At 41.2% G+C, this 26,862-nt stretch carries 24 protein-coding genes and 1 pseudogene; 18 read left to right on the top strand and 7 right to left on the bottom strand.

What is annotated here, in order from left to right:
• The first annotated feature begins 177 nt into the window (after positions 1 to 177).
• The 8 genes from E4K67_RS24970 to E4K67_RS24935 all read left to right on the top strand — a co-directional run bounded on the left by E4K67_RS24970 (position 178) and on the right by E4K67_RS24935 (position 10,348).
• Positions 178 to 3,039, top strand: a complete 2,862-nt coding sequence (locus E4K67_RS24970; protein WP_135551708.1) for a phosphodiester glycosidase family protein — start codon at positions 178 to 180, stop codon at positions 3,037 to 3,039.
• 467 nt (positions 3,040 to 3,506) lie between these two features.
• Positions 3,507 to 4,688, top strand: a complete 1,182-nt coding sequence (locus tag E4K67_RS24965) for an ABC transporter ATP-binding protein (protein WP_243454618.1) — start codon at positions 3,507 to 3,509, stop codon at positions 4,686 to 4,688.
• 1 nt (position 4,689) lies between these two features.
• Positions 4,690 to 5,631 (top strand): ABC transporter permease, encoded by a 942-nt coding sequence (locus E4K67_RS24960; protein WP_243454622.1) that lies wholly within the window; start codon positions 4,690 to 4,692, stop codon positions 5,629 to 5,631.
• A gap of 154 nt (positions 5,632 to 5,785) precedes the next feature.
• Complete coding sequence (locus E4K67_RS24955; RefSeq protein ID WP_135551751.1) at positions 5,786 to 6,454, top strand: response regulator transcription factor; 669 nt, start codon at positions 5,786 to 5,788, stop codon at positions 6,452 to 6,454.
• A gap of 1 nt (position 6,455) precedes the next feature.
• The gene (locus tag E4K67_RS24950; protein WP_158408577.1) at positions 6,456 to 7,778 is read left to right on the top strand and encodes a sensor histidine kinase; all 1,323 of its coding nucleotides are present in this window, start codon (positions 6,456 to 6,458) and stop codon (positions 7,776 to 7,778) included.
• 410 nt (positions 7,779 to 8,188) lie between these two features.
• Positions 8,189 to 9,166: a hypothetical protein gene (locus E4K67_RS24945; RefSeq protein ID WP_199242645.1), complete on the top strand. Its 978-nt coding sequence runs from the start codon at positions 8,189 to 8,191 to the stop codon at positions 9,164 to 9,166.
• Positions 9,167 to 9,188: 22 nt separating this feature from the next.
• Positions 9,189 to 9,695, top strand: coding sequence for a hypothetical protein (locus E4K67_RS24940; RefSeq protein WP_135551701.1), 507 nt, complete (start codon positions 9,189 to 9,191; stop codon positions 9,693 to 9,695).
• Positions 9,695 to 10,348: a TetR family transcriptional regulator gene (locus E4K67_RS24935; protein ID WP_135551699.1), complete on the top strand. Its 654-nt coding sequence runs from the start codon at positions 9,695 to 9,697 to the stop codon at positions 10,346 to 10,348. The genes E4K67_RS24940 and E4K67_RS24935 overlap by 1 nt, the downstream gene beginning before the upstream one ends.
• A gap of 106 nt (positions 10,349 to 10,454) precedes the next feature.
• Here E4K67_RS24935 and E4K67_RS24930 read toward each other — a convergent pair whose 3' ends face one another.
• Positions 10,455 to 11,054 carry a TetR/AcrR family transcriptional regulator gene (locus tag E4K67_RS24930; RefSeq protein ID WP_135551697.1) on the bottom strand — a complete coding sequence of 200 codons (600 nt, stop codon included), beginning with the start codon at positions 11,052 to 11,054 and terminating at the stop codon, positions 10,455 to 10,457.
• A 146-nt stretch (positions 11,055 to 11,200) separates the two neighbouring features.
• Here E4K67_RS24930 and ppsA point away from each other — a divergent pair, with 146 nt between their 5' ends.
• The 5 genes and pseudogenes from ppsA (at position 11,201) to E4K67_RS24905 (ending at position 18,108) form a co-directional block, all read left to right on the top strand.
• Complete coding sequence (ppsA, locus tag E4K67_RS24925) at positions 11,201 to 13,846, top strand: phosphoenolpyruvate synthase (protein WP_135551695.1); 2,646 nt, start codon at positions 11,201 to 11,203, stop codon at positions 13,844 to 13,846.
• Between the two features lie 143 nt (positions 13,847 to 13,989).
• Positions 13,990 to 14,604, top strand: a complete 615-nt coding sequence (locus E4K67_RS24920) for an ABC transporter permease (protein WP_158408576.1) — start codon at positions 13,990 to 13,992, stop codon at positions 14,602 to 14,604.
• 88 nt (positions 14,605 to 14,692) lie between these two features.
• A pseudogene (locus E4K67_RS24915) lies at positions 14,693 to 14,824 on the top strand (PEP-utilizing enzyme); the annotation flags it as partial.
• Positions 14,825 to 15,046: 222 nt separating this feature from the next.
• Positions 15,047 to 15,661, top strand: coding sequence for a TetR/AcrR family transcriptional regulator (locus tag E4K67_RS24910; protein ID WP_135551691.1), 615 nt, complete (start codon positions 15,047 to 15,049; stop codon positions 15,659 to 15,661).
• Between the two features lie 95 nt (positions 15,662 to 15,756).
• Positions 15,757 to 18,108 (top strand): PEP/pyruvate-binding domain-containing protein, encoded by a 2,352-nt coding sequence (locus E4K67_RS24905; protein ID WP_338031915.1) that lies wholly within the window; start codon positions 15,757 to 15,759, stop codon positions 18,106 to 18,108.
• A 234-nt stretch (positions 18,109 to 18,342) separates the two neighbouring features.
• On the opposite strand, the gene E4K67_RS24900 is transcribed toward E4K67_RS24905, so the two are convergent.
• Complete coding sequence (locus E4K67_RS24900) at positions 18,343 to 18,885, bottom strand: ubiquitin (protein ID WP_135551689.1); 543 nt, start codon at positions 18,883 to 18,885, stop codon at positions 18,343 to 18,345.
• Positions 18,886 to 19,184: 299 nt separating this feature from the next.
• Here E4K67_RS24900 and E4K67_RS24895 point away from each other — a divergent pair, with 299 nt between their 5' ends.
• Positions 19,185 to 19,793 carry a superoxide dismutase gene (locus E4K67_RS24895; RefSeq protein WP_135551687.1) on the top strand — a complete coding sequence of 203 codons (609 nt, stop codon included), beginning with the start codon at positions 19,185 to 19,187 and terminating at the stop codon, positions 19,791 to 19,793.
• 80 nt (positions 19,794 to 19,873) lie between these two features.
• Positions 19,874 to 20,311, top strand: a complete 438-nt coding sequence (locus E4K67_RS24890) for a universal stress protein (RefSeq protein WP_158408575.1) — start codon at positions 19,874 to 19,876, stop codon at positions 20,309 to 20,311.
• An 84-nt stretch (positions 20,312 to 20,395) separates the two neighbouring features.
• On the opposite strand, the gene E4K67_RS24885 is transcribed toward E4K67_RS24890, so the two are convergent.
• Positions 20,396 to 21,037, bottom strand: coding sequence for a DedA family protein (locus tag E4K67_RS24885; RefSeq protein ID WP_135551683.1), 642 nt, complete (start codon positions 21,035 to 21,037; stop codon positions 20,396 to 20,398).
• A 418-nt stretch (positions 21,038 to 21,455) separates the two neighbouring features.
• On the opposite strand from E4K67_RS24885, the gene E4K67_RS24880 reads away from it, so the two are divergent.
• From E4K67_RS24880 to hgcB, 3 genes are all read left to right on the top strand, one after another.
• Complete coding sequence (locus E4K67_RS24880) at positions 21,456 to 21,791, top strand: ArsR/SmtB family transcription factor (RefSeq protein WP_135551681.1); 336 nt, start codon at positions 21,456 to 21,458, stop codon at positions 21,789 to 21,791.
• 81 nt (positions 21,792 to 21,872) lie between these two features.
• Positions 21,873 to 22,886, top strand: coding sequence for a mercury methylation corrinoid protein HgcA (gene hgcA, locus E4K67_RS24875; RefSeq protein ID WP_135551679.1), 1,014 nt, complete (start codon positions 21,873 to 21,875; stop codon positions 22,884 to 22,886).
• Between the two features lie 30 nt (positions 22,887 to 22,916).
• On the top strand, positions 22,917 to 23,216 hold the full coding sequence (gene hgcB, locus E4K67_RS24870) for a mercury methylation ferredoxin HgcB (protein ID WP_135551677.1): 300 nt from the start codon (positions 22,917 to 22,919) through the stop codon (positions 23,214 to 23,216).
• A gap of 8 nt (positions 23,217 to 23,224) precedes the next feature.
• On the opposite strand, the gene E4K67_RS24865 is transcribed toward hgcB, so the two are convergent.
• From E4K67_RS24865 to E4K67_RS24850, 4 genes are all read right to left on the bottom strand, one after another.
• Positions 23,225 to 24,685 (bottom strand): sensor histidine kinase, encoded by a 1,461-nt coding sequence (locus tag E4K67_RS24865; protein ID WP_135551675.1) that lies wholly within the window; start codon positions 24,683 to 24,685, stop codon positions 23,225 to 23,227.
• Entirely contained in the window at positions 24,675 to 25,349 is a 675-nt protein-coding gene (locus E4K67_RS24860) for a response regulator transcription factor (protein ID WP_135551673.1), read from the bottom strand. The genes E4K67_RS24865 and E4K67_RS24860 overlap by 11 nt, the downstream gene beginning before the upstream one ends.
• Positions 25,350 to 25,379: 30 nt before the next feature.
• The gene (locus tag E4K67_RS24855; RefSeq protein ID WP_135551671.1) at positions 25,380 to 25,928 is read right to left on the bottom strand and encodes a ubiquitin; all 549 of its coding nucleotides are present in this window, start codon (positions 25,926 to 25,928) and stop codon (positions 25,380 to 25,382) included.
• A gap of 136 nt (positions 25,929 to 26,064) precedes the next feature.
• The gene (locus E4K67_RS24850) at positions 26,065 to 26,541 is read right to left on the bottom strand and encodes a DUF456 domain-containing protein (RefSeq protein ID WP_135551669.1); all 477 of its coding nucleotides are present in this window, start codon (positions 26,539 to 26,541) and stop codon (positions 26,065 to 26,067) included.
• Between the last annotated feature and the right edge of the window lie 321 nt (positions 26,542 to 26,862).

Below are 26,862 nucleotides of genomic sequence, written 5' to 3'. Positions count from 1 at the left end.
TAATGGATATAGAATTATTTAAGGTCGGAAAAACCAAAATAGTTAATAGAAGATAATACATAGAAGATAGTGATAAGATTTGATATAATGAACTTCTAAAATCAGACAGATCATGCGATAGAGTTATTGGTTATAAGGCCGGATTTTATTGTGAAAAAGTAAACAAGGAGGAACAAGATGACATATTTGAAAAAAGTACTTCTAATCTTTCTGGCAACATTCTTCGCTGTCACAATAATCTCCGGCACAGCGGTAGCCCAACCGAAGACTCTCTATGAGACAAGTTCTCACCATACCATCACAGATGGAGCAACTCTTGAACATATTTCGCGGTTTACAGCAGACGGTTGGTTAAATATCAACGTTTTACGTATTGATACCACAAATCCTAATATCAAAATAGATACCCTGGCTAATAGCCAGACCACGGATCTACTTTCTACAGTACTTACCTTAGCCGAGGAAAATGGTGCGGTAGCTGCCGTGAACGCCAGTTTCTTCAATCCGATGGATGGAGGTACCGGATATCCTGATGGACCCATTGTACGAGCAGGAGACCTTTTAGCCACGTCTGGTTGGTACAATCAAAACAATGATGAAATGGCTTCGCTCTCTCTCGATAATGCCGGTCAGATACTCTTTAACTACTGGAAAAACGCCCTTACTTTGACTAGTAACAATGCTTCATTTGCAGTGGCTCAGTACAACCAGCCTAGCCGTCAGCAATATAATGATATTACCATGTTGGATAACAAATGGGGATCTGCCACCCTCGGAACCTCGGAAAAGTATCCTGATTTGGTGGAAATCCTTGTATCCCAGGGACGGGTGATAGAGATTCGACAAGCTTTGCCTGCCGCAACGATACCTGCCAAAGGTTATGTTGTTATTTCCCGGGGAGAACAAGCTGTCGAACTTCTGGAAAGTTTTAAGGTAGGAGATCCAGCAAAATTCACAGTTACCTCCAATCCAGACTGGTCAGAACTGCAAATGTCGGCAACCGGGTCCTCCATGCTGGTCAAGGACGGTCAGATTCCTGAGACTTTTTCTTTAAGTACTGATAGTTTAAATAACAAAAACCCCCGAACCTTGGTCGGAAGCTCTGCGGAGGGAAAACAACTGATTTTGGTCACGGTGGACGGTAGACAGGATAACAGTGTCGGTCTCACCCAGACTGAGTCCGCTCAACTCATGCAGGAATTAGGTGCCTACAATGCTCTGAATTTTGATGGTGGCGGATCCACTACCATGGTATCCCGAAAGACGGGAACTGCTACCTTAGATATTGTCAATATACCTTCTGAGGGTTCTTTGCGTCCTGTTGCGAGCGGTATCGGAGTTTTTTCTCAGGTCGCTTCTGGTTCGTTGGCGAAGCTGATCTTAGAGACCGAGGACTCCAACGTTTTTGTTCATACTTCGAGAAAATATACACTTAGGGGAGTGGACCGTTTCGCTAATCCGGTAGAGGTTAATCCTGAAAAGATAAAATGGAGCGTGAGCGGGATTGAAGGAAGATTTAGAGATAATCAGTTTCAGCCCACTTCGGCAGGCAAGGGTAAAATAACTGCCAAAGTAGGGAAATTAACAGCGGAGTTGGATATCCTCTCTTTAAATTCTCCAGTCAAGCTCGGATTGAATTCAGATAAGTTAGACTTACCTCTTGGACAGAGCCAAACCCTTCAGGTAACAGGCTACGACCAACAGGGATTCAAAGCAAAAATTCAGCCGGAAGATGTTCAGTGGGCAGTAAGCGGGGAAATAGAAGATTTTAAAGAGGGAATCCTTAAAGCCACTACTGTTGGTGCAGGATATATCGAGGCAGGTGTTGGGAACGTTAATGCATATATTGCTGTATCGATCTATGAAGATTCTACCGATACAATATATTCCTTCGAAGACGACCAGGCTTCCTTCCAAGCCAACCCGCAGATAGCCCAAGGTGCTTTTCAGCTTTCTACAGATCAGGTTAAGGGAGGAAATACTTCAGGACAATTAGCCTATGATTTCTTGGACAATCAAAGTTCAGGTGAAGCCTCGTTGGTTTTCCCGGGAACAGGGCTTTCACTTGATTCTGACACTTCTCATTTAGCCGTCTGGATTTACAATACTCATGAAAATCCAAACCGGGTCTTCGCTGAAGTCCTGGATGACACAGGAGAAAAAAATCAGTTTGAAATTGCTGCAAAACTAGATTGGATAGGTTGGAAGAGTATGGAGGTTTCCCTGGAAAGGATTAAGACGCCAACCAATCTTGTGAGACTCTATGTACAAAATACTGATCCTGCTGAGAGCTGGGGAAAGCTATATTTTGATGAACTTACAGCAAAGGTGGTAAACCATCCGGTAATTGATCAAAGCGAAATACCTCAGGATACAATTCTCCAAGATGATGCCAACAGGACAACAGATTTCATTTCAGGTCCTGAAAGTTTTAAGTTTTCTGTTTTTGCTAGTAGGCAGGAAAGCTATAATACTATAGAAGAGCAATTGTTGAACAAAATGTCAGGGTATATTAGTGAAAATTTGGACCTGGCAGTTTATACCGGAAGCCAAGCTGCATCCTCTGTTAGAAATATGGCAAAACCTGCACTAATTACTGAGACTGAACATAAAATCTATAATTATAAGAACTCTAGCTTTATTCAGTTGGATATCAGCAAAGGTGGACTTCGGAGAAGTGACCCTGAACAATGGCTATGGTTGTTCGAGGAGTTAGACAACATGACTGGCAGCAATGCTTTTGTCGTCATGTCAGATGCTCCTGCTACTTTTATTAATGCCAAAGAAGGTGATTTGCTTAAGGATACCTTGGCCGAATATCGGGAGAAAACTGGAAAAAATGTCTGGGTCTTATTTCAGGGAGATGTAAATCAAAGTGAATTGGATAGGGGAGTTCGATATATTTCCTGCGCCGGTTTTAGTATCTCTGATTTTTCTCCAGAAAAGCCGACTGCAGCAAAGTATCTTGAGGTGACGGTAATGGGAAATGATATAACCTATGAATTTAAAGATCTTTTGGGAGAGGGCATATCCCAATAGGTCATTGCTTATCAGAAGAGCTTTTCATGAGTATGGAAAGAAGTGGACTTCCAGTGGGTCAACAAATTACGGACTGTCTTTAAATAGGCAGTCCTTTTTTGCATGCACAACTAAGTGTCCATTGAGCAAAGTTTAATGCGAATCTTCAAGACTGGTAAGCTAGATCAACTGGATGAGCTGTTACTAAGCAGAAGGTTCAAAGATCCCTGCCTGAAATATTACAGTTCATTTTCAGTTCATATAGAACTGATAGTATAACGCTATCAGGAAGAAACAGAAACAATTCTTGAAATAAATTGTAAGACGGATTAAACAGGAGGATTAAACATGGCGTTATTGTGATTCAAACCTAACAATTTATATATTTATTGATGCTTGAAATGTTGAATATTTAAAAATATTATCAAATTCTAAAGATTATTTAAGCTTTTAAGGCCTATCTTTGAAAATTCAATGGGAGGTATAACATGCAAACGAAATCAGTAGTAAAGTTTGAAAATAATACGAAGAAAGTCGGCAATAAAACTATCATGACCTTTGATATCAACCCAGGTGATGTGAAAACGATTATTAAAGATAATTCAATTGAAATAGTCATTGATACAGATCGATTTTCAGACATTATAAACAAGTTTGCTCAAGGTGCAATGAATGTTCTGGCCACTGAAACAGCAAGTAAAATGTTTGAAGATAAGTTTCAGGGACTTACAGGAAGTAATACAATTGTCACAAAACCTGTAGTACAGTTTAAAAATATTACAAAGAGAATTGGGGATAAGACGATCATTGATAACATTACCTTTGACATCAATGAAGGGGAAGTGTTTGGATTCTTAGGACCAAACGGAGCTGGAAAAACCACAACCATAAGGATGCTTTTTGGATTAATATCTATTACAGAGGGTGAGATATTAATTAATGGACGTAATGTTAAAGATGACTTTGAAACTGCAATTTCAAAAGTAGGTGGAATCATTGAAAATCCTGAGCTTTATAAATATTTATCAGGATACGAAAATCTTAAGCAGGCCGCCAATATGTATGAGAATATCACTAAGGTGAGAATTGATGAAGTTATAGAATTAATGGGTCTTGATAAAAGAGTGCATGATAAAGTTGGAACTTACTCTCTAGGTATGCGACAGAGGTTAGGCCTTGCCCAAGCATTGCTTCATAGGCCTACTCTGATTGTGTTAGATGAACCCACCAATGGTTTAGACCCTGCAGGAATTCATGAATTGAGAGGCTACTTGAGAAATCTTGCGGAAAAAGAAAACATCGCAGTACTGATATCAAGTCACCAGCTTAATGAGATGGAACTCATGTGTGACCGGGTAGGCGTCATTCAAAAAGGGAAATTAGTGACTATTCAAAAGATGAGTGATTTACTAAAACAAGAGAAAGCAGCTCGGGTTACCTTTACAGTCGATAATGTGTCAAAGGCTAAGCTCTGCTTAGAAAATATGTTTAGGGATCAAGAAACAATTATTCATGAAAATTCGGTTGAAATATTCATTAATTCAGATCAATTTTCAGAAATTATCAACCAATTTGTTCAAGAGAAAATTAAGGTTTTAGCCACTGAAACTGCCACAAAAACGCTTGAAGATAAGTTTCTTGAACTTACAGGAGGTAACGACATTGAATAGAATGTTTAAACTAACTAAAAATGAAGTTAAAAAAACGTTCTCCCAGAAAAGTACTCCCATAATGCTGGCATTATTAGTTGTCGTTGTGCTAATTGCTGGATTCATATTGAAAGCTAACGCACCCTCGACTACGGATGATTGGAAGATACAACTTACTCAGACAAACCTAACACTGCAAACTCAAATGGCTCTACCACAGACTGGTCCAAGTATAACTATAGAACAAATGCAACAGCAAATTACAACTAATAATTATAGAATAGATCATGACTTACCTCCAATAGAGGGGAGATCCTTATGGGGCTTCGTTATTCCAGTTTCTGCTCTAATATCTTTGGTTTCGCTTTTAACCATTATAGTTGGGGCAGGCGCCATAGCAGGGGAATTTTCGGATGGAACTATCAAACTATTATTGAGTAGGCCCTTTAAACGGTGGAAGATACTTTTGTCCAAATACCTCTCAGTACTGCTATTTGCATTAGCTGGACTGGTAACTCTATTTGTTGCTTCCTTTCTTATAGGGGGAATGTTCTACGGCTTTAGTGGAGTAAGCCAACCCTTTCTTGCTTACACAGATGGAGCCGTCCATGAAGTCAATATGCTGTGGCATATTTTCACAACCTACGGCTATGGTTGCGTTAGCTTGCTGATGATGGTGACGTTTGCCTTTGCTATTTCCACAGTAACCCGTAATAATTCATTGGCTGTAGGAATATCATTATTCTTAATGTTCACGGGTAGTATGATAGTAAATCTCTTAAAGGATTATAGTTGGGTCAAATATATACTGTTTGCCAATACCGATTTAACCCAATATATTAATGGGACGCCTTTGGTATCCGGTATGACAATGTCCTTTTCCCTGATTGTCTTAGCTGTATATTTTGTTATTTTTAACACTACTTCCTGGCTTGTTTTTGGCAAAAGGGATGTAGCAGGATAATTAAGTGTTCTCTTAATGTTGCAATCAATGTCCCCCTTCTTAATTCTCAAAAAGGAAGGGGGCATTGATCTTTAGTTGAACGAGTTTACTTACGCATTTCAATGTTTGTCTCGGGCATAATGATTTTAAGAGGGTAGAGGAGTGGAGGGTCTTGATGAATACAATCCTAGTAGTGGATGACGATCCACATATTCGCAAATTGATCAAGCTGTATCTTGAAAATAGTCTTTTTTCAGTAGTGGAGGCAAAGGACGGACAAGTTGCGCTCGATTATGTAACACATTCGAAAGTAGATTTGATGATTGTGGATGTGATGATGCCTCGTATTGACGGTATTGAATTAACAGAAGGTATTCGCCGGTACTTGGATATTCCCATTTTAATGGTGACAGCAAAAGGAGAATCTAATGATAAAGTAAAAGGATTTCAGGCGGGTACGGATGATTATTTGGTCAAGCCTTTTGATCCTGTGGAGCTTGTTCTGCGCGTAAAATCCCTTTTAAAGCGCTATAATGTTTCATTAACAAAAGTAATTCAATTGGGCGATGTCTTCATAGACTTGGCATCCTTAACGGTTTCTTCTAATCAAGAAACCGTTGAATTAAAAAAGAAAGAATGTGAATTGCTATTTATGCTGGCAAGTTTACCGGGACGTATTTTCACCCGAACACAGTTGATTGAAAGTTTATGGGGAATTAACTATGAAGGTGATGAGCGGACAGTAGATGTTCATATTAAACGTCTGCGCGAGCGGATTGAGCCGTTCCCTTCATTATCTATCACGACCGTCCGTGGTCTTGGCTATCGGCTGGAGGATAAATAATATGCTTAGAAATAGCGTGCGTGCTCAAATCGGCATCGCCTTTACGATCATTGTCCTGATCAGCCTCTTTTTCTCATTTGGAATTACTCGGTTACTTTCCGAAAGGGAAGTGAGTTTAGAACAGCGATATTTGACCATCGCACGTGATACTGCTTCTCTTCTTGCTCTTACTGACTCGGATCGGCGTGAACAGGTTCTGGACCTTTTATCAACCTACAACATAACCGGCGAATTTATAAAAGAAGGAGGCGAGCTACCTTTTTCATTAACAGAAGAAAAAGTCTCGCCACTTTATCAAGCTGGATTAGCTGAGCCATTGTTTCTAAATACAGAGCAAGGTCCTATACGTCTCATCGGAGTACCGAACATCGATAACAGTGGGAGCTCATTGATACTAAAGGTGGATTTTACCGTCTTTTCGGAAACTATGCTGCGCATTTTGTTGATTAGTCTCTTTAGCGTATTGGTTATTGGGACCTTGCTTATTTTGCTAGCCTCACACTACATTGTTGAACCCGTGAAAAGACTGACTAGCGCGGCGAAAGAAATGGCAAAAGGAAATTTATCCTTTCGTATTGAACATAAAAAGAAAGATGAGATCGGCGAATTAATGGACAGCTTTAATCATATGGCCAGTGAACTTGAGAAAATCGATAAAATGCGAGAAAGTTTTGTCAGTAATGTTTCTCATGAAATCCAGAGTCCGATTACAGCGATTCGTGGTTTTACACGGGCGATCAGCGATGGAATTATCCCTGCTGAAAATCAAAAAGAGTATCTGGAAATTATTTATCAGGAAACGTTAAGGTTGTCCAAGCTCAGCGATAATTTGCTTCGTCTAGCTTCCCTGGATTCAGAAAACCATCCTTTTCACCCTGCAAGGTATCGTTTAGATGAACAGCTACGCAAAATGATTCTGGCAACAGAACCATTATGGGCTGACAAAAATCTTGAGATTGAACTTGATCTGCAAGCCTTCCAAGTTACGGTCGACCAGGATTTATTTGAACAAGTCTGGCAAAATTTAATAAACAATGCAATTAAATACTCAGATGAAAAAGGTCGGATCGAAGTGATAATGGAAGTGGATAATCAAGCTGTTTTTGTTCACATAAAAAACAATGGAAAAGTAATCCCCAAAATAGACCTTCCTCATATATTTGACCGATTCTACATGGTGGATAAAGCAAGAAGCCATTCTGGTGGAGGTAATGGGCTTGGGTTATCGATCGTGAAAAAAATTGTTGAACTTCACAGCAGTAAAATAGACGTGATTAGCAATGAAGCGGAAGGAACCTGTTTTACAGTGTCTATGCCTCTTTAGCAAGCAAGATTTTACAACACCTATAGCAAGGTTCATAGGACATAGGTATTAATTGCGAATTTTATACAGCTTAAAGGATTTATAAGGCTTATTAGACTCATTTTGGCTCTCATCGGATTCCCGTGAGGGTTTATTTATGGCCCTAGAGCTCTAATTTTTAGGTCAAATAGAACAATAGAACAAACAAACAAACTCGATTATTTGCGGAATAATCGAGTTTTTACTATTTAAAATGGAAGAAGATCTTCAGCATTGACATAGTTGATCAACAGTGCTAATATTTGATTAACCAATCAATAAATTGAATTTATAGTCAAAATATAGATTATGACCCTGCAAGGACGGCTGCAAGCTTATAAACATTATGTTCCAACTCATATTGTTACGCTGAAATAATGGAGGAAAAGATAGTGAGAACAGAAAATGCACAACGCCAAAACTTCTGGCAACGCCTAGCACCTGTAATAGGGCTATTCTTTCTATCCCCGTTGGTCGGAGAGTACCTGCTCGGCAACATTTCAATTCAGGATATTTGGGCCTTACCCTTCCTCGCGCCGATGTACGGAGGTGGGGCACTCCTTATTCGCGAAGTTACGCGCCGTACTGGGCGTGGTTGGTCGACTATAATTCTCCTTGGTCTGGCCTACGGTCTTTTAGAAGCAGGCTTATTTGACCAGTCGCTATTCAACCCGTCATTCGAGGGACATGACTTCCAGAGCGCTGCACCCATCCCGGCACTAGGGCTCAGTGCTTATAATGCTCTGGCTTTCATAGTCGGGCACGCAGTTTGGAGCATTAGTGTGCCAATCGCTATCATTGAATCACTTGTGCCCGAACGCAAAACAGTCCCATGGGTAGGAAAGGTCGGATTTCTAGTTATCGGAGTACTGTATCTCATAGGTTCCTTCTTTGTCTTCAGCGACCTGCAGAGTGAGGAACAGTTCCTCGCGTCGATGCCACAGCTGATTAGTACAGCCGTCGTGGCGGTGGCACTGATAGGCATCGCGTTCGCAGTTGGGAGGCTATCTCTCCCAAAGATCGACAAGAGGACTCCCAAACCGTGGCTAGTGGGCACACTGTCATTTATCATCTCAGGCCTCTTCTTTGGGGCAAGCGAAAGCTGGTTGGGGGTTGCTTTCAAACTCTTGTTAATAGGCCTGATGACGGTCTTGGTCTTGGAATGGTCACGTGGTCGGGAATGGAACGAAACCCATCAGCTTGCCTTAGCTGGCGGTGCACTACTCACCTATGCCTGGGGTGGCTTCATCCTAACAACGCTACTAGGGCGAACTGAGAGCGTTCACCTAATTGGAAACGTGATTTTTGCAACCGGTGCAATTATGTTGCTCATTATCGCAGCGCGAAAAACACGTAAATCGTATATATAAACCATGAATAGGGGGAATGGTCATGAGTAAGAAAAATAAATTAGAACAGGTATTTGACGAAGCACCAAGTTGGTTATTAAACCTTCTGCCGGTGATTAGTGCAGTGATTGGGGTAATAGTCCTGTGGGCAACCTGGTATTTCTATAAAGATGTATATACTGCACCAAGCTTCCGATGGTATAATTGGTTACAGCCAGCCTTGCTTGTATCAGCTGGTCTCATGTGTTTGATTGCATCGAGATTATTAGCCAATCGTAAGACTGACGGTTGGGATTATCTCTGGTTAGCGATTTCCATGGTCCCGATAATTTTAGCCTTACGACTGGTGATTGTCATAGTTAGATTCATTGGCTTTACGGCTAGTTGGCTGGGTGATAATGTTGGACAGCTAGCGGATGGTACGATTCTTGACCGAATTAGTCTTAGTCCATTAAATATTGCCAACATTGTTGTCGTGTTAGTTATCGTACTCTTCGCATTGTTGAGGAGGGTGGATAAATCTGAAAATATTCCTAAGGAGAAGAAATAATGAGCGATAGGAAGGCCGAAGAAAAACAATCCTTCATCGGTGATGCAAGACGTGCTCAGATAGTTGATGCAGCAATTACCACTCTAGATGATATAGGCTTCGTAAATGCTAGCCTGGCCCAAATAGCCAAAAGAGCTGGTATCAGTACTGCTTTGATTTCTTATCATTTTAGAGATAAAAATGATTTGATGGATCATACACTTATAACGCTATTAGAAAGTTCCACCTCGTATGTGTTAGAAAGAACAAAAGCCGAAAAGACCGAACATGAGAAGCTACACGCATACATTTCATCCAGCCTCGCCTACCAAGGAACTCATTCTAAGCACAATACCGCTCTGTTGGAGATAATATTTAATGCCCGGACCCCCGACAATATTCCCTATTATAAGTTGAGCGATGACGAAGAGGAACCTGTAATCCTTGAACTTAAACAGATCTTGCTAGATGGTCAAACTAAAGGTGAATTTGGCCAATTCAATGTTCATGTCATGGCTAGTGCAATTACTGGAGCTATCGGGGAGTATATGTTACTGGCAAACCCTAACATCACGACTAAAATCGATCTAGAATCTTATAGTGCAGAACTCGTGAAAATATTTGACAAAGCAATCATGAATGATGTGGAAAACAGACCCCGACAGTCAGAGTAAGGTTGTTGATGGCTTTCGTCTTTAAATAATATAGACTTAGATACTAAAAAGCTGCTGTAAGTAATTTACGGCAGCTTTTAGTATCTGATAATAGAATTCGATTTCACTATTTTCCAGCAGGTTTTCCTAAAATACCAAAGAAAAAAAGTGTCACAAGCTCTTTGAAATACTGTTTACTATGTTCGACGTCATGAAGGAATGTATCGGAGTGTTTGCCTTCTCTAAACATATTAATATAGAGTAAAATGGCCTGATTGGAAATACTATGATTGATATAACCTTCCTCTTTCCCCTTTTCAATCAACTTAAACATCAAGGGAATGAATTTGTTCTTGGTAAAATCCTCCGCCATCTGCCGGATAGCAGGGTCTGCTGACATCAGTAATTTAAGAAAGTCTGGATTCAATTCGGATAAGTCCTTAGTTTTTTCGGAGATGAATAATTCGATTTTTTCTCGAAAAGGTAGGCTGCTTTCGATGACCTCAGTGTCTTCCTGTAGCCTTTTATCTAAAAGTACGGAGATCATGTTCCTGAGCAACTCGTCTTTACTGCCGAAGTAGTTATATATGCTAACTGGGGATACATTTGCTTTAGCTGCTATCTCAGCAATACTAACTTTTTGCATGCCATGAACAGAAAACAGGTCGAAAGCGGCCTGGCGTATATTTTCTTTTTTTCTTTCCTTGCGTCGTTCGAAGCCATCCATTGTACGTCACCTCATTCATAGAATACTATAAATTATGAATTGAATCAATAAATATATTACATAATTAAATTGAAATAACCTTAAAACTGATATATTATGAAATATATAAATGGTTTTAGTTCATAATTTACAAAGGAGTGATTTTCGTGAGTAAATTTGTCTTATCCTTTGATGAAATCGATAGCACTAATTTGCCTGAAGCAGGAGGTAAAGGCGTTAATTTAGGAGAGCTATCAAGGATTGTAGGACTACACGTGCCTGAGGGCTTTTGCGTAACTACTGAAGCGTATAAACAAATAATTAGACATAACGAGGAGTTTGACTCACTCTTAGATCAATTATCACTTATAAAAGTGGGGGACAGGGAAAGAATCAGAGAACTCAGCAGAAAAATCCGCTTAATAATCGAAGGGGCAGAAATTGCAAAGGACATTGAGGATGAGATCACACAATATATCTCGAAGCTTGGCGAAAAATACGCCTATGCCATACGGTCCAGTGCGACAGCTGAAGATCTACCGCTAGCTTCCTTTGCGGGTCAGCAGGATACGTATTTGAATATAATAGGTAAGGATGCCATCCTGCAACATATCAGAAAGTGTTGGGCATCGCTTTTTACCGATCGTGCAGTGACCTATCGCATACAAAATGGCTTTAACCATAGCAACGTTTACCTATCTGTTGTCATTCAGCGTATGATTTTCCCCCAAGCCGCGGGGATAATGTTTACGGCCGATCCCATCAACTCCAACCGGAAGGTGCTTTCCATCGATGCCAGCTTCGGACTTGGTGAAGCTCTAGTTTCTGGCCTCGTGAATGCTGATATTTATAAGGTTCGGGAAGGTAGGATTATTGATAAAAAGATATCCAACAAAAAATTGGGTATCTATGCATTAAAAGAAGGTGGCACGGAGGAACGGGAAATCGATCCCGAACTGCAAAATATGCAGATATTGACGGATGAGCAGATTGTGAAGCTTGAGGCCATGGGCAGAAAGATCGAGGAGCACTTTGGTTGTCCCCAAGATATAGAATGGTGCATTAATTGGGATCATTCCTCTGATACATCGGAAGATGAGTTTCACATTGTCCAGAGCCGCCCCATCACCACCCTATACCCTGTACCGGTAAATGACGGAAAGAACCATATCTATGTTTCAATGGGCCATTTTCAGATGATGACAGAAGACATCAAACCATTGGGGATATCCTTCTGTAATTTTCTGTCATTTTGGTTTGGGGAGAATTTAAAGTCTGCTGGTGGAAGGCTTTTTATCGACGGAACTCATGACCTAGCTTCACCCATTGGTCGAAAGATTTTGCTCACTAGTACAGGTAAGGCCGATATCCTGATGAAAAACGCTCTCGTAGATCTAATGAAGCGGCAGGACTTTATTAAAGCCTTACCTCGGGGCAAAGGGTCTATCAACCTCGGTAATGGGGCACTGTCCTGGATAATACCCGCTATTAAAACATACCGAAAAAACGATGTAGCGATTATTGAAGCCCTGATCAACGACACTGAAGAACAGATACGGGATATGGAGCAAAGGGTTGAAAAATTATCTGGCGATGAGTTATTTGAATTCATTGTACGAGACACATTGGAATTAAAAGGGGTTCTGACAGGTCCGCGAAACATGGGGATGATGGTGCTTGGAGCCTACGTAACGAGTTGGATCAATAAAAAAATGGACAAGTGGTTAGGGGAAAAGAATGCTGTCGACACCCTCACCAAATCAGTTAATAACAACGTCACTTCTCAAATGGGTCTCGCACTCCTAGATGTGGCTGACGTTATTCGGCAATACCCAGAGGTAATTGAATATTTTAACCATGCTAACGATGAAACCTTTTTCGCGGACCTGGCAGGATTGGAAGGCGGTGATCTTGTCAGCACCTCCATGAGAGAATACCTTGGAAAATACGGAATGCGTTGTTCAGGAGAGATCGATATCACCAAGCCCCGCTGGAATGAAAAGCCGACAGCACTTATACCTATGATTTTGAACAATATCGAAAATTTTGGGCTAAATTCAAGTAGCGTGAAATTTGAACAGGGACGACTAGAAGCTGAGCAAAAGGAACATGATCTCTTAAGACGATTAGAACAATTGCCCGGTGGTAAACAAAAGGCTAAAAAGACCAAAAAGATGATTAGTGTTTTACGTAATGTTGCCGGTTTCAGGGAATACCCCAAGTATTCCTTCATCAAGCGTTTTCAAATTTATAAAAATGGTCTACTGAAAGAAGCCACAAAGCTCGTTCAACAGGGCCTCATTAAGGAGAACGAGGATATCTTCTATCTATCCTTTGAGGAACTCAGAGAGGTTGTTCATACCAATAGTTTAGATTACAGCATCCTAACTAAGAGAAAGGACGGATATGAGGTTTTCGAGAAGCTGACACCACCGCGAGTGATGACCTCGGAGGGTGAGGTCATCACTGGTAAATATAACACCGGCAATATCCCTCCGTGTGCATTAATGGGTATACCTGTTTCATCAGGTATTATCGAGGGCCGGGCAAAGGTCGTCTTGAAACTGGAAGATGCCAAATTAGAGGATGGCGAAATACTGGTAACTGCATTCACAGACCCTAGCTGGACCCCACTGTTCGTATCTGTTAAAGGTTTAGTCACTGAGGTAGGCGGGCTGATGACTCATGGGGCCGTTATTGCACGCGAATATGGTCTTCCTGCAGTAGTAGGTGTAGAAAATGCCACGAAGCTGATAAAAGACGGACAGCGGATCCGTGTGAATGGAACGGAAGGGTATGTAGAATTGTTGTGATAGGTTAAGAGGTGAAATATGGTGAATAATAACGTACTCAATTTGGCCCTGTCGGACAGGAAATGTAGCTTGAGCTATCATACGCAGTAAAGTTATTCCAAACAACCGGTGTCAGCGATCTGCTAGATGGGCGCATGTTTTCGGTGAAGATCGATGCAATAGCGGATACCTATGAGGGGAAATTTATCTTCATGCCGCTGGCGGATTTTAATCAGAAATTTGAGATGCCAGAAGGAAGCTATATCGGTGCCTTTAGTAATGTGCTACTGAATATCCCTGAAAATCAGTCATACAGTGTAGTGTCTTTGGACGAGAAGTTAGCTGCCATTAGAGAGGTCATGGCGCCTATGCAGTCAATGATTAGTGGCCTGGCGACTGTGGCGTTTATCATTGGAATGATTGTTATCTATCTTGTAACCTCGATGATCGTTGAGGAGAACAAAGGCACGATTTCCCTGATGAAGATTTTTGGTTATCGGAAGAAGGAAATCAATTCATTGATTCTGAATAGCTCGACGATCGTTGTTGTGAGTGGATATATTATTGGCATACCGTTGACTCTTTCAGCAATAGGGGTATTGGTTCAATCAATGGAAAATAGCGTTGGCTTGTCGTTGCCGCCCTTAAAGATCGATCTGCTATATATTTTAATTGGGTTTATTGTTGTGATGATTTCCTATGAGTTGTCGAAGCTGATGTGCAGAAAAAAAGTCAATTCAGTTTCTATGAGTGACGCTTTGAAATCAGGAATGGAATAGAAAAAGGTATTGTAAAGAACCGCAATTTGTAACAGCAAATTGCGGTTGCAAGAATGCCCCCAATTGATTAAAGGAGTGTTTTTTACCTGCAGCTATTGTAGCTAGAGAGCTTGGTATTCCCGCTGTTGTAGGATGCGGAAATGCAACAACAAGACTTAAGACGGGAGACCGAGTTATCGTTGATGGTGGACAGGGTGTTGTGCATATCTTGGTGGGATAATGTCTTTTCCGGTTAATACGTAATAAACGAGTCAAAAGGACTGATTCACTTTGACTTGGATTGAATAAAAAACGAAGATAGAAAGCCGCCGGTTGTTAGGAAAATGTCTTAACATCCGGCATTTTTTATAAGATATCCATCTATCAAGCGGGCTTGACAAACTAGCCGCAATAATTTATCCTAAATACATACCGACGTCGGTTTGTTTATGGAGGTGTAAGTATGGTCAAAACAGCAAAAAAACACAGTACTAAAAAAAATGAGCTAATAGAAATTGCTGAAAAATTATTTTTGGAAAAAGGTTATGAAGAAACAAGTATTGAGGATATCTTACAAGCTTCAGGACTTTCAAAGGGTGGTTTTTATCATTACTTTAAATCGAAAGAGGAAGTGCTGTCTGAGAGTATCAATAACTTAATGGAAGATTCTCTAAAAGAACTTGAACCCATAATTGAAGATAAGGACCTTAATGCATTGGAAAAACTAAAACTGTTTATGGCAAGAAAAGTAGCTTTCCAAAAGCCCAAAATCGAATATGCAAAGTATCTAGGTATGATAATGAAGTCGGACTTTACACTTTATAAATACTATCTATCTCTTTCTCAAAAGTATGTTGATCCACTTGCTCGAATTATTGAGCAGGGGACAAAAGAAGGCGTTTTTAATGTCGAATTCCCCCGTGAAACTGCAGATATATTGCTCAGGGCTGTGACCTCTCTTCCACAAAGCGTGTTTTATAGTGAATATCTCCGTGAGGAAACGAGACATTACAATTATTCAGTTTCTTTGAAGGAAGTAATTGCTAGGGTTTTAGGTATAGACAGCAAGGAAATATGAACTCGAAAGGAATGAAACTTTTTATGACTAATATGGTGAAAAGCTTTAAAGAGTTGACTCCTGAGCTACAGTCACTTGCGGGAGGAAAGGGTAGCATGCTATCTATAATGTATCGGGAGGGTTATCCTGTACCGGAGGGTTTTGTCATTTTACCTTTAGCTTTTCAGATGGAAAAACTGGATAATATAGCTTGGGCAGAGATACAAGTTATGTTCAGTGAAATTAGAAGGAAGAATAAAGGCGCCTTGTTTGCCGTAAGATCCTCTGGGTTAAGTGAAGACTCAGCCCAAGCTTCCTTCGCTGGAGAGTTTGAAACAGTCCTCAATGTTAAGGCTGACAAGGATATACAGGAAGCTATTTATACAGTATTTAGATCAAGAAAATCTCAACGTGTAAAGGCATATAGCTCTGTTAAGGGTATTGAGCAGAATCACCAGATTGCAGTGGTCATTCAGTTGATGGTCCAATCAGAAATTTCAGGAGTATTGTTTACAGCTGATCCCATAACTGGCAGTTATACAAACATGATAGGCAATTATGTTCATGGATTGGGGGAACAGCTTGTATCCGGGGAAGCCAATGCGTATGAATTCAAATTGATTAGACCAAAAGGGAAATATGACGGTCCAGATGTGTTTCAGAAATATGCCTCAAAGCTTTATCAATATGCAGCAAAGCTTGAGAAAGAACTGGGTAGCCCTCAGGATATTGAGTGGGCTGTGGCCGATGGGAAACTATACCTGCTGCAAGCGAGACCGATCACCACATTGACAGGGGGGGATTTGGACACCTATGAAATGAATTACTCTTTTATGGGGGATGAACTTTGGATCAATACCAATGTGGCGGAGGCAATACCTGATGTTTATTCCCCATTTACCTGGAGTATAGGAAGACAACTGGATGAGTCACTGAATTTTATTCCCGGGTATTATATATTTTCAGGTAATATCTGCGGAAGACCCTATATGAATATCAGTAGAAGGGTATCAATGATAACGTCTATGCTTGGCAAGTATTCCAAAGGTGCATTAAAGCTAATCACCGATATGTATGGAGAATTACCTGATGGTATGAGTATGCCACTTCGCCCATTTTCACGGTTAGAGGTGCTTAAAGTGATGTTGCCAGTCGTCGTAAGCGCATCCAAAAGCACACTGGAAGCTTCCAGAAATTTAGTCCAATCCCTTAAGCAGAGCCCTGAAAGATGCAGTAAGATGAGGGCAGATATTAAAAAAGCAAAGACTAAGCAAGAACTATTGTCCTTATGGAAGGAAGAGCTTCAGCCATATTTCCTTAAAGCATGGTCACGTGCTGGGGCTTCTGCTCTTAAAATGACGAATATTACCACATCGGATAAAAAACTTACAGAACTAGTAGGAACTGAAGACTCCAACACCCTACTATCCAATCTTAGGGGAGGCTCTGAGCTGGCAAGTCTCGGGCCAGTTATAGGCATTTCCAAAGTCATTAAGGGAGACATGAGTAAGGAAGAATACTTGAGGAAATATGGCCATCGGGGAGCACATGAGTATGAAATGTCATTACCTGATCCCATGGAGGATACAAACTGGCTGGAACAACAGATCCAGGAATCTATTGGATCGAATATGGATGTGGAGGGACTTCTGAAGAAGCAGCATACACAATATGAGGCTGCTAAAATGAGATTTAAGGAGCGTTATCCTAATAAAGTAAAATGGCTCGAGAAACAACTAGAGAAAGCATCCGAAGGCGCTCGTCTTAGAGAAGAAGGCCGTTCAGAGTTTGTAAGAATATTTAGGGTAGTTCGTGCTTTCGCCCTCAAGGCAGGGGAACTTACGGGTTTAGGGGACGATATATTTTTCCTCTATATTGATGAAGTGGAGGATCTTCTATCCGGAAGAGCTTCGAATGTTATGCATATTCCCGCGAGAAAAGTGAATTTCGAGAAATATAAAGCGATGCCACCATTTCCCTCCATTATAAGAGGACGTTTTAATCCGATTGAATGGTCCAAGGATCCCAATAGAAGAATGGACTATTATGACGCTTCGATGCCTATTGTTAGTGCGACTAATTCCGAAACCCTTAAAGGGTATGCAGGAGCAGCTGGCAGAATAGAAGGAATTGTACGTATTTTGCTAAATTCAGAAGAAGGAGATAAGCTTTTGCCGGGTGAAATACTCGTTGCAACAACCACCAATATAGGGTGGACTCCTATTTTTCCTAAAGCCTCTGCAATTATTACAGATATAGGAGCACCTCTGTCCCATGCTGCTATTGTAGCTAGAGAGCTCGGTATTCCTGCTGTTATTGGATGCGGCAACGCTACTACAAGGCTAAAGACCGGAGACCGGGTTATCGTTGACGGCGGGCATGGAGTCGTGCATATCTTAGAACACCCCACCCAATCTGAATCAAGCACTACGACAAATCCCTCAAATTCGAGCAGGCAATCTCAATGACCGAAGTGGTATAAGCAAGGAAAGGGAATAAGACAAAGCCCATCACTCGAGGGGCTTTGTCTTATAGGTTTCTCATTTACTTGAGATGAATTCCTGGCGGCAGCCATGGGCTTGGCAATCAGGAGGGCTTCAGTCAGCAGTCATTACTGAAATGTTGGTGAAATCTATAGCTTCTATGAGTACTTTGGGAATATCCTAAATACAACCAGTCTTTTTTGTTGGTATAGCTTCTTACTATTCCATGGATTTTTTGAGATTCACGGCAGCGTCCGCCGCGCTATTCATCGCGTCATTGACAGCGTTTCCGCTACAATCAGGACCGGTGAAGCGATAGCGAAAACCAAAGAATAGTCCGATGATAACCAGTGGAATAGTAATCCAGGGGGCGAAGATCAACAGCAAGACGAAGGCTGTGACAGGAGTAGAAGCTTTGCTTTCCTCCCCCTTGAGCACTTCAAAGGAATTTGCATTGCCCTTGCGAATCATCTTCATGCAAAATCTTCCAAAGCGTTTCAGCAGAGAAGAAAAGGTCTCTCTACCGTTGCAGTTATTATGGTTATCTCCGCAATTTTTCCTGTAGGCTACTGAGTCTGCGTCCGCTGCTTTTTCGCTACTGTAATAACCACTTCCGGATGGAGAGCTAACCTTTCCCTGTTTCTCAAGATAGATAATAGCTTCTAGTAAATCCCCATTGGTTGCATCTAGGGCAATTTTTGCCTCGTCGTAGCTAATATTTGCCATTGTACGTAGTTTTTCCACTTGCTCTAAGGTTGTCATAAAAGTTCCTCCTTGTTTTCTGTTGTTGTACCGCAATTCGGTATATATGAATTCTAACCCAAAAAACTTCATAGAGACTTTGATTATTATTAAAATACGATTAAAAAAATATATTTTCATTGTTATATAAATGTCATAATAATGGCATTTTTTTTTGTTATCATCCTAACTAGAGGAAGGTCATACAACTAAATTTGATCTAGTACTAAATAGTCTTCATATCCAACCATAAATAAGATAATAATATGATTTCTTTCAAAGTTCTTAAAGATTTATTAATAATAAGGAGGAAGATCAATTTGCCATTTCAATTACCGGAATTGCCTTATGCCTATGATGCGCTAGAACCATATTGCGACGAGGCTACTGTAAGACTCCATCATGATGTCCATCATAGAGCCTATGTAGACGGACTTAATAAGACTGAAGAAAAACTGGCAGAAAATAGAGATAAGGGGGATTTTACCATAATTAAACATTGGGAGCATGAATTAGCTTTTCATGGATCAGGACACTTACTTCACACCCTCTTTTGGCAGAATATGCGTCCTGGAGGTGGTGGAAATGCTCAAGGGAGCTTAGCCGAATGTATTACTAAGGATTTTGGCTCTTTTGACAATTTCAAGAAACAGTTCACTGCTGCGGCATTGGCTGTCGAAGGATCTGGCTGGGCTATATTAGTTTGGAGTCCAAACTTTGCAGAATTAGAGATCTTACAGGTGGAGAACCACCAGAACCATACCCAATGGGGAGTTACTCCACTCTTAACTGTAGATGTTTGGGAACATGCTTATTATCTCAAATATCAAAACAAGCGCTCTAATTGGGTTGAAGCGTGGTGGAACTTAGTTAACTGGGAGGACGTTCTAAATCGTTTTGAAGTTAGTACAAAACTATTAGATCAATAAAATTTGAAACTCGGCTCGTGGCTTATTCAGACTAAACCTGAAATATAAATATAGTAATGATCAGGAGAGGTGTGATTCAATTGAAGAAAATATTGGTAGCAACTGATGGATCAGAGTATTCACGACGAGCATTGAAAACTGCAGTGGATCTTGCTCGGAAATTTGACTCAGAGATTGAGATTTTGTTCGTCATTCGAATGCCTAAAGAATATGACACTAATATTTATAATTATCAAATTTTGCTTGAGCAAATTGAAGAAGAAGGTGAGCGTACAATAGTAGCGACGTTTGAAGGAACTGATCTTATTGGAGTTACTTTAAAAAGTAAAAAATTGCATGGGAATCCAGGGAACGTTATCATCCAAGAAGTTGAAAATGAAAACATTGACTTGGTCGTCATGGGGAGTCACATCCAGGAGTTTTTTCGGGCTGGGTGTGACGACTATATTTCTAAACCAGTCGACCTAGGAGTCCTTCAGAGAAAGCTTGAGGAGTTCATCGCTCGGCAAGAAGCATAATAAATCAAAAGAGAACAAGGTGGGGGATGAATTTGTAACCGTCTGAGCTAATTGCAGATTAAGAAGAAATGCAAAATAGTGACCTCACAAGTGACTTATCTTTTTATACTTTGTCATAAATCCAATAACTGCTGGTATAAATGCTGTGCATGAAACGAATAACAAGGTTACGAATAAATTTTGTTCTACCCATGTGAAGTTTCCTAAAATAAATCCTGCCCCGAGCCAGACAGTTGTCCAAATAAGTCCTCCAATTAAGTTAAAGCTAAAAAAAGAATGATAAGCGAAACCCGTATAGCCAGCTACAAAAGGGATGGAAGTACGCATTAACGGCACAAATCGTGAAAATATAATGGCCACTTTTCCATAATCAGTTAAGAAGTTTCTCGTTTTAGCAACGGTCTCTTCAGAAATAAGTCTGATAAGGAAATGATTTTTCGATCGTATTTTACCAACATATTTTCCAATTAAGAAATTCTGACTATCGCCTAGTGCTGTTGCGGTAACAAAAAGCACAAATAATACCCATAATTCTAATTCCCCCATTGCTGTGAACGTGCCACTTGCAAAAGCTGTCGTATCCCCAGGCAAAAATGTTAGGACCACAAAAGCTGTTTTACAATAAATCACCCAAAATAGCAAAACATAAATGGCAACCCCATATACTTCAAAATAATAATGTAGACTGGTATCAATGTTATTTAACACTTGTAAAATCTGTTCCATTTTAGCACCTCATAGCTTAAAACTTATGGCCTACCCACCGGTACTCAATATTCTACTTTAGTAGAACGAGTTCACTATAAGCAATAATGTGTATAAAGGCAACCTTGCAATTAGATTTAATAAAAGCATTTGGGAAATTAAGTGTTAAAACACCTTAAAGAAGAGGGTGCCACGAATGGCACACCCTAATACAATTTTCATCCTAAGATCCTTAACGGGAACAAAATTGCCGAACCTGAGCTTCAATGTAACTCCCTTAAAACGGTATGAAAAGCAATATGAAAAGTAGTCCAACGACATTCACAGATAAATATATCCGTATTATAACTGCCATATAGACAATTATCTATATGGCAGTTATAATACGGATATAGAGACTTATCTATATCTACAATCGAAAAAATACTGGAGTGATTTTATGAAGTATAGTTACGCAGAATATGTTTCACTATTTAAGGCAATTTCCGATCAGACGCGCCTGAAAATAGTAGACTTACTTTCTAGTGGCGAAATGTGTGCCTGTCAACTATTAGATAACTTTAACATTACACAACCCACCTTGTCGTATCATATGAGGATTCTGTGCGAGAGCGGAATTGTTACTGGTAGACGTGATGGAGCGTGGATGTATTATAGAATCAATGGAGCTGTAATAGAAGCTATCTCTGATTTTCTGATCGAGATTAAATCTAATAATGAGCAAGGTATTGGCAAGTCTAAGGATAATTGTAATTGTCAAATAAGTAACTTATGAAAAGCAAATTATACAGAAAATAACCAATAATGCTTAAGTGAACTCATTCAACTTAAGATCATGAGAAGAGGTGTCGGTAATATGGAGATATCCAGCAGAGAACTAAAAATTATCCAAACAACAGATCAATTGACATTCAAAGATACTCTAGGTACTTGGAAAGCACGTTGGGGAATTAACAGAATGACCTTTACTGTGGAACCCGGTCTCTATAGTTTAGGCAAGCCAGATAGCACTTCTCCGGTCCTGGTTTCAGCGAATTATAAAATGAGCTTCGATAGTTTAAGAAAAGAACTGAAGGGGATAGATGCCTGGATTCTAGTGCTCGATACCAAGGGCATCAATGTATGGTGTGCTGCCGGTAAAGGAACCTTCGGGACAACGGAACTACTCAACCGTATTGCTATCGTTCAACTCGAGAAATTTGTGTCTCACAGAACTATCATCCTACCACAATTAGGAGCTCCAGGGATAAGTGCTCACGAGGTTGCCAAGTATTCAGGCTTCAAAGTGATTTATGGGCCAGTGAAGGCCAAGGATATCAAAAAATTTATCAAGTTGGGAATGAAAGCGACTACTGAAATGCGGACGGTCAGATCCAGCGCGTATGATCGTCTGGTTTTGACTCCCGTAGAATTAGTTGGCACGTTCAAAATTTCCTTGATGATTTTTGGCGTACTCTTTCTGTTAAATCTCCTTGATTTAGGGCCTTTTGGACTGGCCGATTTTTATGGCTATATGGGCGCAGTCATTGTCGGTTGTGTCATAACCCCAGTCTTGCTGCCGTGGATTCCGGGCAGAGCTTTCGCCTGGAAAGGATGGCTATTAGGATTTATTTGGGCAGTCATCGTTAACGTGCTTAATGGCTGGAATGGATGGACGGCTATTCCTCAGTACAGCATCTTGAGAGCTCTGGGGTATTTATTCGTTCTTCCTTCGATCTCTGCTTTTTTAGCAATGAACTTTACAGGGTCTTCAACGTTTACTTCCTTTTCAGGGGTCCTGAAAGAAATGAAAATAGCTGTCCCTGCAATAATTATCTCGATAGTTATAGGGGTAGTTCTGATTTTGCTTAACAGTTTTATCTTTAGTTGAGGAGTTCACTAACTCTAAGGAGTGTTGTTTATGAAGAATCTATATTTAAAAAATGTTGCGACGTTGAAGCTGAAGTCAGAGTTATGTACGGGCTGTGGTAAGTGTCTAGAGGTTTGCCCGCATAACGTCTTTCTCATAAAAGATAGAAAATCCGTTATTATTGATAAAGATCGCTGTATGGAATGCGGTGCCTGTGCTAAAAACTGTTCGTTTAAGGCAATCGAGGTTAAGCAAGGGGTTGGCTGTGCCTTTGCGATCATTATGGGTTGGTTGACTGGAACGGAACCAAACTGCGATTGCTCGGGGAGCAGTGGAGGTAGCTGCTGCTAATGAAAGGGTTATGCCTCGGGCGCGGCAGGGAGCATAATCGAAATTCTAGTGCCGATATCTTGCCTACTCAAAACCTCCATGTGACCGCCATGCCGCTCCGTAATCCACTTGGCAATAGATAAGCCCAGTCCCGTTCCACCCGTGGCTCTGGCACGGGATTCGTCGGCACGGAAGAAGCGGTCAAAAATTTGAGGAACCGCATCAGGCGCGATACCAATGCCTTCATCTTGAACGGACAGTCGGGCATAGCCCTGTTCACCAGAGACAGAAAGGGTGATCCGCTTACCCTGCGGGCTGTATTTCATGGCATTGTCAATCAATATTCGCATTGCCTGTTTGATTAGGCTTTTATCCGCGTTGATGAAAACGGGCATAACACGTGAATCGTATTCATGCCCACCGTCGATCATCTGCGTCTCCCGTAGGACTTCGACAGCCAGGTCGGATAGTTCAAAACGCTCTATTTGCAGAGACATGGTGTTGTTATCACCCCGCGCCAGAAACAAAAGCTGTTCCACCAAGCCCTGCATATTCGCAGTTTCATCTTTGATGGCATCAATGGATTCTTGCAGCGTCTTTTCATCCTTCTTACCCCAACGATCCAGTAGATTGGCATACCCCTGAATGACGGAAATCGGCGTTCTTAGCTCATGGGACGCATCCGAGACAAAGCGTGCCTGGGAACGATAGGATTCGTTGATCCGGTCCAGCATCCCGTTAATAGCAGAGGCGAGGGTTTTTAATTCGCTTTGTGTATCGTCTATTGGAATTCTTGTATCCAGCTTGGTGGCATTGATGTTGTCTAATTTACCTGCCAGAACTTCCAGCTGCTCCGGTGTAAAGACACCTCCGATCGTCAAGTTTTGTGCTGTTTTAGCCAATTCTTCAATGGGCCGGAGGATTTTTCGAATCGTTCGTGCACCTGAGAAGATGCTGCCGAACAGCATTAATAACTCTAGAAGAAAGAGTGTGGCAAACATCCCTGCGACAATCTGTAGGGTCTCCTGAAGACGGATGGAAATAAGATAAGATTGTCTGGTCTCATCGAGCATTGCATTGTAGGTAACACCCTCTAATTGTCTCCAAAAAGGTAAGTTTCCCGAATTCGGCAGGTCAATACTTCTTATACCAGACACAGTCTGTTTGGAGTAGTTCTGGAGGGCTTGAGGTAGTTGAAAACCTTTCGGTTCTCCCGTCTGCAACGAAACGCTGTATCCGGTGAGCTCGAGCCAGTTTTCCGCATCCTGAGTAGGCAGTCCTGTTTGGTTCAGCTTTTCGGCCACCGACGCCACGGTTTGTTCGGCGTGCACGAGTAGCCCTGCTGCAGTCACCAAGCACAGTGCAATATCAAGGGCCAAAAAAAAACCTAGCATACGGAAAAATAGCTTAATGTTGAGCTTCCAGACTAGGGAAAAGCGAATATTATGGCCGATGCGATTCGTGGGACTGTTTAAAGGTTCATTTTTCATCCTTAATCACATACCCCACTCCCCTGACGGTGTGAATTAGTTTAATATCGAACACCTCGTCAATTTTTCCTCGCAAAAAACGCACGTAGACATCAACGGCGTTAGTTTCTCCCGCAAAATCAAAGCCCCATACATGTTCGAGCAGCGCTTCCCGAGAAACGACCAAGCCCTTGTTTTTTAGCAGATAGTGGAGAAGATCAAATTCACGTTTAGTCAGTTCAATAGGCTTGCCCATCATGGTAACTGTATGGCGACCAGTGTCCAGTAGCAAACCGGAGGCGGATAACACACCGTCTTCTTGCTTGGTTTTTCTGAGGGCAGTACGGATCCGGGCGAGAAGCTCCTCAATGGCAAAGGGTTTAGTGATATAATCGCTCGCCCCGCTGTCGAGTCCGGAAACCTTATCCATAACGCTGTCCCGCGCTGTCAGCATGATGATGGGAACGGAGGAGGTTCGGCGAATTCTGCGCAGCACCTCCATGCCACTTAACTGAGGCAGCATAACATCCAGCAAAACGAGGTCGAACTCGCCGGTTTCGGCGAGTTCAAGCCCTGTTCTGCCATCAAAGGCCTTTGTTGTGGTGTAGCCCTCATAGCCAAGCTCAAGCTCGACAAAGCGGGCAATCTTTTCCTCATCTTCGATAATCAGTATTTTTGAACTCATTGTAAGCCCGCCATTTCAAATAATTTTTCTTTACTTATCCATGGACTTCTTGAGGTTTATGGCAGCGTCTGCTGCACTGTTCATCGCTTTATTGACAGTGTTTCCGCTACAATCAGGACCGGTGAAGCGATAGCGAAAACCAAAGAATAGTCCGATGATAAGCAATGGAATAGTAATCCAAGGGGCGAAGATCAGCAGCAAGGCAAAGGCTGTGACCGAAACAGAAACTTTAACTTGCTCAGACTGGAGTACTTCGAAGCTATTTGAATTGCCCCTGCGAATCATTTTCAAGCAAAAGCTTCCGAGTTTTTTCATCAAAGAAATGATCCTCGTGCCGCCGCCGCTATCCTTAGTTTGCTTTTCCCAGCCTGTGTTTTTGTAGGTTTTGTCGCTTATGTTTGCTTGCTTTTCGCTGCTATAATAACCGCCCCCGATCGGAGCGTTAACTTTTCCCTGTTTCTCCAGATAGATAATAGCTTCCAGCAAATCCCCGTTTGTTGCATCTAGGGCAGTTTTGGCCTCATCATAGCTTACATTGGCCATCGCACGTAGTTTTTCTACTTGTTCTAGGGTTGTCATGATATTTCCTCCTTGGTTTCTATTATTATACCGCAATTGAGTATGTATGAATTCTAACAAAAATAACTTCAAGGAGACTGTGATTATTATTAAAATACGATTAAAAATCTTCTCCCATTAGCACTCGTTTAAAAGTCTAAATACGCATAAAGAAATAGACAATCATTAAGACCCCAGCACATAATTTTAGAACTGTGCCACCCAGGATGCCGACGAGGGTGCCAAAACCAACCAGCATTGCTTGTTTTATTTTTACACCACGCAACAATTCTGCCCCAACCGCTCCCAGGAATGGGCCAATTAGGAGACCCAGCGGGCCCAAGAATAGTAAACCGAGGATTGTGCCGATTATTGCACCTGTTGCTGCCTGTTTACTGCCATTGAAGCGTTGTGTGCCAACAGCAGAAGCAAGGAAGTCGACGGAAAAAATCAAAGCTAGCACTAATGCTTGTAGGAGAAAAAAATTTACGTCTAGTGATGCGAATTCAGTCATGAACCCATAGAGAAGCATGCCGCCGTATATGAGGATTGCACCAGGTAAAATAGGCAGTATAGTCCCCAGCAGACCTGCTATAAATAAAATAATAGCTAGAATTAATGCTGTCGTTTCCAATTGAGAGCCTCCTTTATAGAGAACCGTAATGGGTTTGTCTTCCTTTAATGAGCAGCATAACACACGATGCACCTGAAGTTGAAGCGGAGAGACTTTCTTTGAACAGATTCTATCATAGCATACCTCGTGCTTCTGTCTTCAGTATCTTTCCATGAAACGCATCTTATGATAAGCTTATCTGCAAATAGTTGCTTTTCAAAGTAAGTGAAAAGTTGCAAAGAACGATAAAAGGTGGCGGATTATCATCCGCCTTTATTACATAATTTACCCATTGATCTCAAGATAGCTAAATACTAAAAAAGGTCGCCTTAGGCTATTTCA

This window comes from Desulfosporosinus fructosivorans (genome assembly GCF_004766045.1).
Lineage (GTDB): Bacteria > Bacillota > Desulfitobacteriia > Desulfitobacteriales > Desulfitobacteriaceae > Desulfosporosinus > Desulfosporosinus fructosivorans.
The sequence above is the reverse complement of the archived record's forward strand: the minus strand, read 5'-3'. Positions and strand labels throughout refer to the sequence as shown.

Coding starts and splice junctions, on each gene's coding strand:
- E4K67_RS24955 (WP_135551751.1), top strand. CDS start 5,786: ATGAATACAATCCTAGTAGTGGATGACGATCCACATATTCGCAAATTG.
- E4K67_RS24900 (WP_135551689.1), bottom strand. CDS start 18,885: ATGACAACCTTAGAGCAAGTGGAAAAACTACGTACAATGGCAAATATT.
- E4K67_RS24940 (WP_135551701.1), top strand. CDS start 9,189: ATGAGTAAGAAAAATAAATTAGAACAGGTATTTGACGAAGCACCAAGT.
- E4K67_RS24865 (WP_135551675.1), bottom strand. CDS start 24,685: ATGAAAAATGAACCTTTAAACAGTCCCACGAATCGCATCGGCCATAAT.
- E4K67_RS24970 (WP_135551708.1), top strand. CDS start 178: ATGACATATTTGAAAAAAGTACTTCTAATCTTTCTGGCAACATTCTTC.
- E4K67_RS24935 (WP_135551699.1), top strand. CDS start 9,695: ATGAGCGATAGGAAGGCCGAAGAAAAACAATCCTTCATCGGTGATGCA.
- E4K67_RS24950 (WP_158408577.1), top strand. CDS start 6,456: ATGCTTAGAAATAGCGTGCGTGCTCAAATCGGCATCGCCTTTACGATC.
- E4K67_RS24960 (WP_243454622.1), top strand. CDS start 4,690: ATGTTTAAACTAACTAAAAATGAAGTTAAAAAAACGTTCTCCCAGAAA.
- hgcA (WP_135551679.1), top strand. CDS start 21,873: ATGGAGATATCCAGCAGAGAACTAAAAATTATCCAAACAACAGATCAA.
- E4K67_RS24885 (WP_135551683.1), bottom strand. CDS start 21,037: ATGGAACAGATTTTACAAGTGTTAAATAACATTGATACCAGTCTACAT.
- E4K67_RS24880 (WP_135551681.1), top strand. CDS start 21,456: ATGAAGTATAGTTACGCAGAATATGTTTCACTATTTAAGGCAATTTCC.
- E4K67_RS24910 (WP_135551691.1), top strand. CDS start 15,047: ATGGTCAAAACAGCAAAAAAACACAGTACTAAAAAAAATGAGCTAATA.
- E4K67_RS24855 (WP_135551671.1), bottom strand. CDS start 25,928: ATGACAACCCTAGAACAAGTAGAAAAACTACGTGCGATGGCCAATGTA.
- hgcB (WP_135551677.1), top strand. CDS start 22,917: ATGAAGAATCTATATTTAAAAAATGTTGCGACGTTGAAGCTGAAGTCA.
- E4K67_RS24965 (WP_243454618.1), top strand. CDS start 3,507: ATGCAAACGAAATCAGTAGTAAAGTTTGAAAATAATACGAAGAAAGTC.
- E4K67_RS24930 (WP_135551697.1), bottom strand. CDS start 11,054: ATGGATGGCTTCGAACGACGCAAGGAAAGAAAAAAAGAAAATATACGC.
- E4K67_RS24860 (WP_135551673.1), bottom strand. CDS start 25,349: ATGAGTTCAAAAATACTGATTATCGAAGATGAGGAAAAGATTGCCCGC.
- E4K67_RS24905 (WP_338031915.1), top strand. CDS start 15,757: ATGCTATCTATAATGTATCGGGAGGGTTATCCTGTACCGGAGGGTTTT.